The following is a 12,322-nucleotide window of genomic DNA, read 5'->3' as shown; positions in this document are numbered from 1 at the left end:
CTTTAGTACCGAAGTATTGCAGCCAAGTGATTTATTTGTGTGTAAGAATATCGGCGATAACACTAGCCAATCAGTCAGGAAAAGGCATTTTGGAAAATCTCGACAAACTTGATATGGCCATTCTCCGCGAGCTGCAGAAAAACGCTCGCATCACCGTTACGGAACTGGCATCCCGCGTTGGCCTATCCAAGACTCCATGCCAGATTCGTATGAAACGTCTGGAGGAACAGGGCTACATTCTGGGCTATATCGCCCTGATTGATCAGAAGAAACTGGGCACCAAATACGTGGCGTTTGTTCAGGTTTCACTCAGTGATACCCGTACTCGTGCCCTGCAGGCGTTTAACGAAGCCGTCCGCCTGGTTCCCGAAATCGAACAATGCCACATGACAGCGGCCAACTTCGATTACCTTTTGAAAGTACGCACTTCGGATATGGATTCTTACCGGGCAGTATTAGGCGAAAAGATCTCCTCCCTGCCCTATGTAACCCAGACCAGTACGTTTGTGGTGATGGAAAACGTCAAGGACATCGAGTCCGCCCTGCTCTGACCCTGCCCACTTGCGACACAGCTCGTCGGAAACCCTGCAGGATTGTTATCAATGCGCAGGGTTTCAGACAAAACGGGCCATTCCTGTGTAAAATCTTTCGCTGAACAGCCGTTGTTCGTTATAAACGACCTACAAAACACCCCATTGGATAGCGAGAGAAAACGTTGTTTCCGTCCCTTCGACGGCCTGCCGGAGTGTTGGCCCTGACCATTTTGGCGGCTAGCCCCGCCTCAGCCAACGACGACTTCGACATGCCAATGCCGGAGGTTCTGACGCCCATGCGCCTGTCGGAGCCTCTCTCGGAAACTCCCGCCGCCGTCACCGTCATTACCACCGACCAGTTACGCCAATGGGGCATTCACGAATTCAGCGACATTTTCACCTACGTGCCGGACATGTTTACGGCACGCAGCCCCGACTCGACGCAACCGCGTTGTTTGCCATAGCGGAGAACTGAATCTGTTCCGCCGCCTTGAGGTTCTGGTGGACGGTCAGGCACGTTACAAAGCGACGCTTTCCCAGATCGACTGGCAGCAGCTCGACATTGCGATAGAAGACGTAGATCGCATCGAGATTACCCGCGGACCGGGCAGCGTCTCCTACGGTTTTAACGCCTTTCAGGGCATGATCCATATTTTTACCCTACATCCGGCCGACTCCAGCCGCATTGCCCTCGCTGCTCACTATCAGTCCGATCAGGGGCGTCAGGGTTATGCGTCACTGGCCTCCAGTCGTGAAGGCTTCGATCAACGTCTAAGCCTGTGGGGACAACGTGTAGGGGAGTTCGGTGGTTATCACGACAATGACAACCCTCCTGACCTCAGCCAGACCAAAGCCGCCAACTGGCAAGCGCAGCTGCGTCCGGACGCCAACAATCGCCTGAACGTTGAGGCCGATCGCAACCTTAACCAGCAGGAAGGCAACTCCAACGCCAGCATCCAGCAGGACTCCGAGGTTCTGACCAATACGGGCGACCATCTGATGCCGGAGTGGCAACAGGAAAATCGCGATAGCGAATGGCAACTGCGCAGCTACGGGATCGACACTCCGCTGGGTAACTGGGCCCTCACCAGCCGTTACGATGCTGACACCGTGATGTACCAGCACAACCCGCGCTGGTTATGGCAAGCGGATTGGCGCATCGACTGGTAATCCCACCAATGGCTTCTGCTAGAATAGCGTTTTGATTTTTGCGCGGAGACGTTATGAGGGTTGATGGTCCAATCGGCTACATGCAAGCACTGGCAGGTCGTCTGACGGCCGCCCAACAGGGTGGTTTTATCGATCAGGAGCAACTTGATCAGCTGCAAAACCTCATCATCCAGCTGCAGGAGCACAACACCAACGCCTGGCAGGATGCCTGTCAGTGGCTGGCCAGCCTGATGATGTTTAATCCGCAACTGGCACCGGCCGTAGACCGCGAGCTGCTGTGGATTCTGGGTGGCGATTGCCTGCACTACCTGACCGATGACGAAGTAAACCAGTTCCAGCAGCAGGACGACCTGCACTGATATTCGTCTGCTACACCCAATAAATACATCCAATAAAAAACCCTGCCGTGGCAGGGTTTTTTATTGGATAACAGTCGACCGTTACAATCAGCCCACCGGCACCAGCAGAAACATCAGCACATGAGCACCCGCAACCACCAGAGTCAGCACCGAGCGCAAGCGGGAATAACGCGAGTCGTAGGCATTCTGAAACAACGGCTGGGTTTCCAGCGCATACAATCCCAAAAAACCCAACAGCAGCATCGGCAGCACAATCGAGTCTGGCAACAAAGCCGACAACAACCAGGCCGCCAGCGCCAACCAGAATACCCCGATCGACAACAATAACGGCAGCTTTCCAGCCTCCATGGAACGCGCCTGAGCAACGCCCCAGCAAGCCCCGGCCATAAACACCAGAATCATTGCCGAATAGGAAATAAAAAACGCTACAGCAGAGGAAAACCCGAACAGGGCTCCCACAACTGCTCCGCCAAACGGAAGCAATCCCGCATACCCCAGCAATTCGCTGAGAGTACGACGATGGAACCACTCCTGAATTTCGCGGCTATTCATCACGCCAGCCTCCACAGATACACATAAGGGCATCCGGCCCGGACATTATCCTGATTATGTGCCGTTGCTGAATCAGGCCATTGCCTTCAGCAGGGCTTCCACACGCTCAACGTCGGATGGTGTATCCACACCATGACCCGGCGCTTTGTCGATCACACTCATATGAATACCAACGCCGTACCAGAGCGCGCGCAGCTGCTCCAGAGACTCGGTACCTTCCAACGGGCAGGCCTCCATACCTGTGTACTGATTCAGGAAGGAAACGCGGTAGCCGTACATACCAATGTGACGATATACCGGCATTTTAGCGGTCATCACACCTGTGCCTTGCTTATAACCGTCACGGTCCCACGGGATAGCGGCACGGCTGAAATACATGGCAAACCCGGCACGGTTCAGCACCACTTTCACAACGTTAGGATCAAACGCATCCTGATCATGCTGGATCTGGGTGCACACAGAACTCATACCGGCTTCCGGATGATCCAGCAGGCCAGCGGCCGTCAGCTCAACCAGTGAACGTGGAATCAGCGGTTCATCACCCTGAAGGTTTACGATCACAACGTCATCTGCCCAACCCTTGATACGAGCCACTTCCGCAATACGCTCAGTGCCGTTTTCATGATCAGGAGAGGTCATCACCACATCAGCGCCAAACGCCAGCGCCGCATCACGAATACGCTCGTCGTCAGTGGCAATCACAATTTCTTCTACACCGGTTTCCAGTGCACGTTCGTAAACGTGCTGGATCATCGGCTTGCCAGCCAGGTTGATCAGTGGTTTGCCAGGCAGACGACTGGAAGCATAACGGGCTGGAATAACAATCTTGTACTGGTTCATAAGGTTTTCCGTAACAGATTCAGGAACAGGTTCAGGAACAGGTTCAGACACCGTAAAACTGACGATACCAATCAACAAAGCGGCCCAGACCGGATGCCAGCGGAGTATCCGGTGCAAATCCGACATCCGCCATCAGGTCATCAACATTGGCATGGGTCGCGACCACATCACCCGGCTGCATATCCTGATAATTGATAATGGCTTTTTTACCCAGCGCATTTTCCAGCGTACTGATAAAGTCACCCAGCTCCACACTGTTGTGATTACCAATATTGTAGACCTTGTAAGGTGCGGAACTGCGGCTTGGATCGCCGGTTTCAACGGTCCAGCTGGCATCGGCCTGCGGGATGTTTTCCACCACTCGCACCACCCCTTCAACGATGTCATCGATGTAGGTGAAATCGCGGCGCATACGACCGTGGTTAAACACGTTGATGGTCTTGCCAGCCAGAATATCGCGGGTAAACGAATACGCAGCCATATCCGGACGCCCCCACGGACCATACACGGTGAAGAAGCGCAGGCCAGTGGTTGGCAACCGGAACAAATGGGAATAAGTATGCGCCATCAGCTCATTGGCTTTTTTGGACGCCGCATACAGGGATACCGGATGATCAACACTGTCCGAGGTGGCAAACGGCAACTTGCTGTTAAGGCCATACACGGAGCTGGAGGAGGCATATACCAGGTGAGGAACAGAGGCATGGCGACAGGCTTCGAGGATATTCACAAAGCCGATCATGTTGCTGTTTACGTAAGCATCCGGGTTAATCAGCGAATAACGCACCCCGGCCTGTGCGGCCAGATGCACCACGCGATCAAAACGGTGTTCGGCAAACAAGGCTTCAACTTCCGCCTTGTTGCCCAGCTCCACCTTTTTGAACGTGAAGCCATCACACTCACCCACCCACTTGAGCCGCGCTTCCTTGAGGGAAACATCATAGTAGTCGTTGAGGTTATCCACCCCAACCACTTCATAACCCATCTGGTTCAGTCGGCGGGAAACATAAGAGCCAATAAAACCGGCAGCACCGGTTACCAACGCTTTTTTCACAGACGAACTACCTCAAACTCCGGCAACATGGCTTTGACATAAGCCTCTTCCAGCGACATACGACTACCGAGAATCATGTCCGCCACTTCACGGGCAACACCACGACCGCCAGCGGCCGTTGTTACATGATGAGCCTTGTCACGCACCATCCAGAAACCATCGGCAGGCGTAACCGCAAGACCCACACGCATCATGACCTTGAGATCAATTACGTCATCACCCACATAACAGACTTCATCCGGAGTGACTTCCAGCTCGGCCAGCAACTCCAGCAGGCAAGGCCATTTGTCCTTGATACCAGGGAAGAAATGCTTAACGCCCAGGTCATGGGCTCGACGGGATAACGCGGAGGATTTTTTGGCAGAAATAATGGCCGTATCGACACCAAACGCCTGAAGCAGTTTGATACCAACGCCATCCTTGACGTTGAAGTGTTTCAGTTCTTCACCATCAGCACCGTAAGTCAGCGTGCCATCGGTCAGAACACCATCAACATCGAACACAACCAGGCGAACCGCCTGTGCCTTGGCCGACAAGGCAGATGAAACGGGTTGCATAATGATCTCTCTATGTGAAGAAAACACCATTCTACCCACATCCGGACAGAAGATGCAGAACAAACCCCGGAAACGAAAAAAGCGGGCAAAGCCCGCTTTTTTCTGAATAAATTGGCATCCCCAAGGGGATTCGAACCCCTGTTACCGCCGTGAAAGGGCGGTGTCCTAGGCCTCTAGACGATGGGGACACACTTGAGAATTTGGTGGAGCCTAGCGGGATCGAACCGCTGACCTCAACACTGCCAGTGTTGCGCTCTCCCAGCTGAGCTAAGGCCCCAATTTTTTGCGCATAATACGCTACGTCCTGTTTCTGTCAAGTCATTATTTTGACTCTTTCTCAATCCTTTCATATGCCGTTTAATTGGCATCCCCAAGGGGATTCGAACCCCTGTTACCGCCGTGAAAGGGCGGTGTCCTAGGCCTCTAGACGATGGGGACAGGACATATCGAGAATTTGGTGGAGCCTAGCGGGATCGAACCGCTGACCTCAACACTGCCAGTGTTGCGCTCTCCCAGCTGAGCTAAGGCCCCTTGTTCTCAGAACGTGCACGCATATTACGCTTGGCTTTTATGCCTGTCAAACACTTTTTAAAAATATTCTGATCTTTTTAAAAAAGCCGGAGTAGCGGCGTAAATCGCCCTACTCCGTTGCCCGCTGATTACTCAGCCGCGGCCGCTTTCTCAGCCAGTTTGGCTTCAATAGCAGCAACAGCGGCCTGGTAATCCTTTTCCATCTTCTTCACGCGCTTCTTGCCAACACCACCCAGAACTTCAATGGCATTACGCAGACGGGAACGGCTCATGTCCGGGCCCAGCAGCACCATGGAGTCCAGTACCGAAATCGTGGCCGAAGTGCCAGCAATCGCAATAAAGAACGGGAACAGGAAATCACGTACTTTCAGTTCCAATACTTCAGCCAGTGCAAACAGACGGGTTTCGATTTCAGAGCGATTCCAGAAACGGATCGCTTCCAGCTGCCACAGACCAAATTGCAGGGTGGTCAGCAGCTTCTCTTCGTCATAGGCCTTGTGTTCAAACTGGGCAGCTGTCAGGGCAGGCAGACCCGCCAGGAAGTGACCCGCCAGCGGAGCTACGTCGGAGAACACTTCAACACGTGGCTGTACATGAGGAACCATGGCCAGCATACGTTCAGGCTTCAGACCCCAGGAAGCAAAACGCTCACAGAATTGCTCCGGCGTCAGACCACGCAGCCACAGGCTGTTCAGCCAGCGCAGTTTTTCCATATCAAACACCGGACCACCCAGGGACACACGGTTGATATCGAAATTGGCGATCATGTCAGTCAGGGCGAACTGTTCACGCTCATCCGGCATGGACCATCCCATACGACCCAGATAGTTCAGCAGCGCTTCCGGCATAAAGCCCATACGCTCGTAGAACATGATGGACGTCGGGTTTTTGCGCTTGCTCAGCTTGGTTTTGTCCGGATTACGCAGCAGTGGCATGTGGCACAACTGTGGCATATCCCAACCGAAGTATTCGTACAGAAGCTTGTGTTTCGGTGCAGAGTTGATCCATTCCTCACCACGAATCACGTGGGTGATTTCCATCAGATGGTCATCCACCACGTTGGCCAGGTGGTAAGTAGGCAGGCCGTCGGATTTCATCAGAACCTGTGCATCGACCTGAGCCCAATCCAGCTCAATGTCACCACGCAGCAAATCGTTCACGACACAAACACCTTCGGCTGGCACATTCATACGAATAACGTATGGCACACCTTCGGCTTCGCGACGGGCGATTTCATCGGCAGGCAGAATCAGGTCAGCAGGCTTCAGAGCGCCTTGTTTGCCCTCCGCTTCACGGGCGGCACGCAACTGATCCAGTTCTTCCGGAGTACGGTAACATTTGAAAGCGTGACCACGCTCCAACAGAATCTGAACGTGTTCCTGATAAATGGCGCTACGCTCGCTCTGACGGTATGGACCGTGAGGGCCGCCAACATCCGGGCCTTCATCCCATTCCAGTCCCAGCCAGCGCAAGCTGTCGAGAATCGCCTGTTCCGATTCAGAGGTGCTGCGCACCTGGTCGGTATCTTCGATTCGCAGCAGGAACTGGCCACCGTGCTGACGCGCAAACGCCAGGTTAAACAGGGCAATGTAGGCAGTTCCTACGTGTGGGTCACCGGTTGGTGACGGCGCAACGCGAGTGCGGACAGTCATGGTCTCTCTCGATTTATCGGGTCAACAAGAACCCTGATTATAGAGAAATCAGACCAATCACGCAGCGCGTTTCAGTGTCCAGAAACTTTCTTTTGTCGACGAATTTCCTGCTCAAGCTGGCTGAGTGCATCAATTACCTGCGATGATGCAGTCTCCATTGCTTCCAGATGACGACACAGGCCTGCTTCATCCCCCCTCTCCATCGCCTCCAGTGCCATGCGACCATTTTCATGCAGTTGCTGATGAGGACGATCGATCCGCGAGAATGCGTCAAAATTGCGATAACGGCTATACCCTTCTCCCTGACGGCACCAGACACCCAGGCGACAGCTATCGTGACCAGCAAGACTGCCACATCTGGAAACATCGCGATTCAGGACCATCTCGTACACTTCGTTTTTCCAGACTACATGATCGAGTTTGGCCGTCTCGAGAAAGCCTTCGTTAGCCGCCGATGACAACGTGTGCGCCAACTGACTGGATAACTCACCAACATGATCAATATGACTGGCAAGGCTCTGCACTTCGCCAGAAAGTTTGTCACCCTGCTCGCCGACACGATCAATCTGAGTGGCAACCTGATCTACTTCACTACCTATTTTATTAATCAAGTTGGCGATCTCCGTGGTTGCTTCAGCAGTTCTGCCTGCCAATGTACGAACTTCATCGGCCACAACGGCAAACCCGCGCCCCTGCTCTCCAGCACGCGCTGCTTCAATGGCAGCGTTCAACGCCAGCAAGTTGGTTTGCTCGGAAATCCCCTGAATCATGCCCACAAAATTACCGATGCCGGTAGCGACCTGTTTTAGCCCCGACACCGCCTGAGACGCCTGCCCCGAACGCCCGCGAATATCGTCTAATTGCCGAGTAACACCCTCAAGGCGCCCACCGATATTGCCAACATCAGACATGGACCGTTCAACCGTTCGATTTTCTTCATCCAGACGATGAGAACTGTCAGCAATTGTCGCACGAACCACGTCCAGCAAACCAAACGAGCTCATCCACAACTGTCGAATTCTTCGCTGGGCATCCTGTCTGCTTTCCGATGAACGAATTCGCAAATCTGACTGGTTATGTTCGTCCCGAAGCCGTTCGCACTCTCGCTCGAGATCCTGCACTCTCGTTTTAAGGCGAGCGATCTCATCTTTGGCATCCGCCAACTTCTGCTTACCGAACATAGTGGTCTCCTGCACACAGGTCGTCTATTTTAAAACTCTAGACGACCGTAGCAGGAATGCCGCCCATTAACGGGCGAAAAACGAAATATCCATCTGTCCTGCCTGACTCTTGTCAGGCGTTCTTACGAATACCAAGTGATACCCATGCGCGTAATACCACGCGCAGGCAGCGACGCCAGAACGGCATACGGGAAGGACCCTGTTGTTTCCAGACGATCAGCTCTTCAAGCGCCTGTTCAACTGAGCAATAACGTCCGGTTCGTCGACTGACGTATACCGGGTACAAAATAAGCGCCGCAGCAATAAGCTCATCCACTTTCAAGCGACGCTGGCGACGAGGAATCGGTGTGTGGTCAGCAGTCAGGCCCCAGCCGGCATAAAACGGATGCCCGTAACAAACCACTGTACGGCCTCGCAACAAGGCTTCAAAACCGAGCAAGGAGGTCATGGTGTGCACTTCATCGACTAAAGGCAGCATCAGCATGCTATCAACGTCGGTGACCACTTCGTCGGCAAGGCCAACCAGATCCTCAGCAGCAATCATGCCCTTACGCAGACCGGTTACCACGTCCGGATGGGGCTTGTAGATAATCCAGGCATCGGGGCGCATGCTCCGGACTGCCTTGAGCAAGCCAAGATTGGTGACAATGCCACAACCGCCAAAACGCAGAGATGCATCGTTCTCAACCTGACCAGGAACCAATACCACCTGTTTGTCGGTATCCGGACGCTGCCAACGCTGACCACCCAGATTGTACTTGGAAACCCCCGCAGCAATAATGCGCTGTTTGAGGCTAACTGTGCGTCTGATGAGCTCATCATCGAATTCATGGGTTGCAAGAATGGTTTCCAGCGCCGATGGCGTGCGGGCATCGTAGTACATACCCTGCTCTTCGATCACCCAAGACATGGGCGCAATCAGGTCGGCACCCAATCCCGAAGATCGCAGGAAGCCATCTTCGATACGCAAATGCGGGTCCGTGACCTTGCCGTCATCATTGTTTCCCCACAATACCGGCGTACAACCGGATGGAACCTCTTGCAGGGTCGGCACAAAACGTAATTCATGACCCGCCAGAAAACGTTTTACGAACGGTTTTTTCCAGCGCGAAAACGCAACTGCCGCCAATGGCTGCAGATGCTGAAAACGAAGCTGCAAGCAACGCTGCAATGCGATGTAATCCATCGCCTGCTCCAGACTACAGGCCTGACCACTCACAGGATCAACATACGCGCTGTAACGCACCAGTGCCGCAAAGACCAATTGGTCCAGCTCAACCGAGCAACGGCGCTCCGGAGCTGGCAACGAATCCCGGGTCAGGCCCCAGCCCGCATAAAACGGCATTCCGAAGCAACGAACCGGCTTACCCCACAACAGCGCTTCAAAGCCGACCTGAGAGGTAACGGTATAAACAGCACGAGCCGCCTCCAGCAACCCAACCAGATGGCAATTCTCGGCCACCACCCGGATACGAGGATTATCCTGTAACTGATGAACATCAAAGTGGCCCGCCTTGCCACGGGTATAAGCATCCGGATGTACTTTCACCACCACGGTGCAATCCGGATTTTCTCGCAATGCGGCCGTCAACATCTCCTGGAACGAAGCCGGTGTTGCCAGACCACTGCCCACCGACGCATCACCCGCGACCTGATCCAGCACCAGCACATAAGGCTGACTGATCTGGCCATGATATTCCGGCGCACTGTTGTACTTCGACAAACGCAGCTCGCACCAACGCCGGATCAGTAGCTGGCAACGCGCACGCTCAGCCACCGACAACGGCTGCTGAATCAGCATCTCCAGACGTGAAGGAACAGAGGCATCGTAAAAAATACCGGCGTTATCGATAACCACCGAGACCGAATCGTCGTCCCGAGCGGCCGAGCGCAGAAAACCATCTTCAAGCAGGAGATATGGACGCGAGTGACTTGCGGCTTTCTGACGGGCACGGTCCCCCGACCCTTTACGCCCCCAGCCTACATATACATCCGCCCGCGAGGCACGCAGCTTTACATCCGCCGCGGGAAATAACGATCGCACCGCGGGTTGCGATACGAGCGGTGCCGACATAAGGGAAACGGAGTGAAAATCCGAGCAGGCAATGTCTGCATCCAAAGACTCAGACAATACGTGAGCAGGGCGTTGTATCATGACGGATTACTTCCGGATTTCAGGCAACGTGAGTAGAGCCGGACACGCAAGGCTTGGCAACCACTACACGTGGAACAATCTCCACCTGGCGAACAGAAGAGTCTGATTGCTGTCGCCATAGTGGCGCCAGCTTTTCATCAATTCGACGAGCCACCGCTTCACTGGCAACACGTTTGCCCATACGAGAATAAAAATCACCCGGCAACAAGGCCTCATGACGAATCCAATCGAGGAAACGGCGACGAACCACTTGCGTAGCCACAAATCCTCCTTGCCAAAAAGCAGCAAAATCCGGCACCCCCATAGCGCAAATAGCCACCTGAGGGGACGCATACACGGCCTTACCCAACACCAGCAACGGTCGGCCATGGTGAATGGCCGATAAACCCGAAGTGCTGTTAATCGTGATCATACCGGCAGAATGACGTGCCAGTAGCCCCATGGAACCAACATCAATCACATCAACACGGTTATGAATACCAAGCCGCTCGGCCAACTCTTCGATTATCGGAGCATAACGCTGATGACCACGCTCCAATGGATGTACTTTAAATACCAGCCGCGTGTCCGCAGGCGCAGACTCTGCGAATGACTGCATACTTTCTTCAATCAGACGCATGGTGTTCCAGCCCATAGCTGCTTCCTGCATGTTGCTATCAGCGGCAACCTGCAACGGCACCAGAAAAAAACGGCGGTCATAGTGCTCCAGAAGATTCTGGATAATATTGAAATTACGATGTTGCCAAGCCAAGCGGCGATAGCCATTCCTCACCCAGCAGAACCACTCTTTGGGCAGCGACATCGGACGATGAAACAGCTCACGACGGCGACCAAAAGTAAAAAGATTGCTGACTGCAAAATAGAACATGGCGGTGGTGCCCATGCTACCAAAGCTTCGAAACACCTTGGCCTCGGGCATATGCTCCGGCACAAACAGTTCGTCAGGAGCGTTACCTGCTAACGGTGAGTTGGCGTTGTTCCCCCCCCACTCGGCGGTAATCAGCCCTGGACGCAGATAACCTTCTTCCAGAGACAGCACCGGTACATCGTAGTAATCAGCCACATCACGAACAACCCGATGCGCGGGTCTCTCGGAGCCGAAAATCACAATCGCATCAAAGTCGCGTCGAGCCAGAGAAACCGACAGGCGAGCTTCCCACTTTTCAAGGCCACCCATAAAGTTGAAATGCTGAAAGCGCTTGCCAAAGAGAGCATCACCGGCATTCAGATTTACCACCCAGGTTTCATACCCGAGCGTTTCCAATGATGATTGAAGGTGATTATAGAACGTCCCAACGGGCCCCTGAACCAGCAGGACCCGTGGGCGATGCTTGTTCCTGAAGCGTTTGAGAGACTTTCCAGTCGGCACATATCCAGTTCGGGAATGACTGATATCCATATTGTTCCGCTGCTTACGCACTCCGGTACCAACTGCTGACAATTCTAAAATGTGCAATCAGGCACACTGCAACAGACATACACAAAAACCGGCAAAAGATGTCAGGAAACCACCCATCAGGCAAGTCGTATCCTGTTTATGATTTGTAACTTCTGACCAAAACAGACGATACCAGAATACAGATCAAGTTTGATCGTGACATTTCTCAAAAAGCAAAAAGCCCGGCATAGCCGGGCTTTTTTAATTTAGTGGCGGTGAGGGAGGGATTCGAACCCTCGATACCTTTTGGGTATACACGCTTTCCAGGCGTGCTCCTTCAACCACTCGGACACCTCACCG

Annotated in this window: 12 protein-coding genes and 5 tRNA genes; 4 read left to right on the top strand and 13 right to left on the bottom strand. The window is 53.6% G+C overall.

Annotation, left to right across the window (positions count from 1 at the left end):
• Positions 1-89 precede the first annotated feature (89 nt).
• The 4 genes from OUO13_RS15995 to OUO13_RS15980 all read left to right on the top strand — a co-directional run bounded on the left by OUO13_RS15995 (position 90) and on the right by OUO13_RS15980 (position 2,062).
• Positions 90-551, top strand: coding sequence for an Lrp/AsnC family transcriptional regulator (locus tag OUO13_RS15995; protein WP_283174893.1), 462 nt, complete (start codon positions 90-92; stop codon positions 549-551).
• 197 nt (positions 552-748) lie between these two features.
• Positions 749-997: a hypothetical protein gene (locus tag OUO13_RS15990; RefSeq protein ID WP_283174892.1), complete on the top strand. Its 249-nt coding sequence runs from the start codon at positions 749-751 to the stop codon at positions 995-997.
• 7 nt (positions 998-1,004) lie between these two features.
• Positions 1,005-1,703, top strand: a complete 699-nt coding sequence (locus tag OUO13_RS15985; RefSeq protein WP_346429368.1) for a TonB-dependent receptor — start codon at positions 1,005-1,007, stop codon at positions 1,701-1,703.
• A 53-nt stretch (positions 1,704-1,756) separates the two neighbouring features.
• Positions 1,757-2,062, top strand: a complete 306-nt coding sequence (locus OUO13_RS15980; protein WP_283174891.1) for a hypothetical protein — start codon at positions 1,757-1,759, stop codon at positions 2,060-2,062.
• Positions 2,063-2,149: 87 nt separating this feature from the next.
• Here OUO13_RS15980 and OUO13_RS15975 read toward each other — a convergent pair whose 3' ends face one another.
• From OUO13_RS15975 to OUO13_RS15910, 13 genes are all read right to left on the bottom strand, one after another.
• Positions 2,150-2,614, bottom strand: a complete 465-nt coding sequence (locus tag OUO13_RS15975; RefSeq protein WP_283174890.1) for a DUF3429 domain-containing protein — start codon at positions 2,612-2,614, stop codon at positions 2,150-2,152.
• A 72-nt stretch (positions 2,615-2,686) separates the two neighbouring features.
• On the bottom strand, positions 2,687-3,454 hold the full coding sequence (gene kdsB / locus OUO13_RS15970) for a 3-deoxy-manno-octulosonate cytidylyltransferase (protein WP_283174889.1): 768 nt from the start codon (positions 3,452-3,454) through the stop codon (positions 2,687-2,689).
• 43 nt (positions 3,455-3,497) lie between these two features.
• Complete coding sequence (locus tag OUO13_RS15965) at positions 3,498-4,508, bottom strand: NAD-dependent epimerase (RefSeq protein ID WP_283174888.1); 1,011 nt, start codon at positions 4,506-4,508, stop codon at positions 3,498-3,500.
• Positions 4,505-5,065 carry a KdsC family phosphatase gene (locus tag OUO13_RS15960; RefSeq protein WP_283174887.1) on the bottom strand — a complete coding sequence of 187 codons (561 nt, stop codon included), beginning with the start codon at positions 5,063-5,065 and terminating at the stop codon, positions 4,505-4,507. The genes OUO13_RS15965 and OUO13_RS15960 overlap by 4 nt, the downstream gene beginning before the upstream one ends.
• 112 nt (positions 5,066-5,177) lie before the next feature.
• Positions 5,178-5,253, bottom strand: a tRNA-Glu gene (locus OUO13_RS15955).
• 13 nt (positions 5,254-5,266) lie between these two features.
• Positions 5,267-5,342, bottom strand: a tRNA-Ala gene (locus tag OUO13_RS15950).
• An 85-nt stretch (positions 5,343-5,427) separates the two neighbouring features.
• A tRNA-Glu gene (locus tag OUO13_RS15945) sits at positions 5,428-5,503 on the bottom strand.
• A 17-nt stretch (positions 5,504-5,520) separates the two neighbouring features.
• A tRNA-Ala gene (locus tag OUO13_RS15940) sits at positions 5,521-5,596 on the bottom strand.
• 128 nt (positions 5,597-5,724) lie between these two features.
• On the bottom strand, positions 5,725-7,248 hold the full coding sequence (gltX, locus tag OUO13_RS15935) for a glutamate--tRNA ligase (RefSeq protein ID WP_283174886.1): 1,524 nt from the start codon (positions 7,246-7,248) through the stop codon (positions 5,725-5,727).
• A 71-nt stretch (positions 7,249-7,319) separates the two neighbouring features.
• Positions 7,320-8,429, bottom strand: a complete 1,110-nt coding sequence (locus OUO13_RS20100) for a methyl-accepting chemotaxis protein (protein WP_428982354.1) — start codon at positions 8,427-8,429, stop codon at positions 7,320-7,322.
• A 112-nt stretch (positions 8,430-8,541) separates the two neighbouring features.
• On the bottom strand, positions 8,542-10,503 hold the full coding sequence (locus tag OUO13_RS15920; protein ID WP_283174885.1) for a capsule polysaccharide biogenesis protein: 1,962 nt from the start codon (positions 10,501-10,503) through the stop codon (positions 8,542-8,544).
• Positions 10,504-10,603: 100 nt separating this feature from the next.
• Complete coding sequence (locus OUO13_RS15915) at positions 10,604-11,821, bottom strand: capsular polysaccharide export protein, LipB/KpsS family (protein WP_283174884.1); 1,218 nt, start codon at positions 11,819-11,821, stop codon at positions 10,604-10,606.
• A 411-nt stretch (positions 11,822-12,232) separates the two neighbouring features.
• Positions 12,233-12,321, bottom strand: a tRNA-Ser gene (locus OUO13_RS15910).
• Position 12,322: the final 1 nt, after the last annotated feature.

This window comes from Parathalassolituus penaei (genome assembly GCF_026626885.1).
GTDB lineage: Bacteria > Pseudomonadota > Gammaproteobacteria > Pseudomonadales > Oceanobacteraceae > Oceanobacter > Oceanobacter penaei.
Note: the sequence above shows the minus strand (reverse complement) of the source record. Positions and strands in the feature narration are given on the sequence as shown.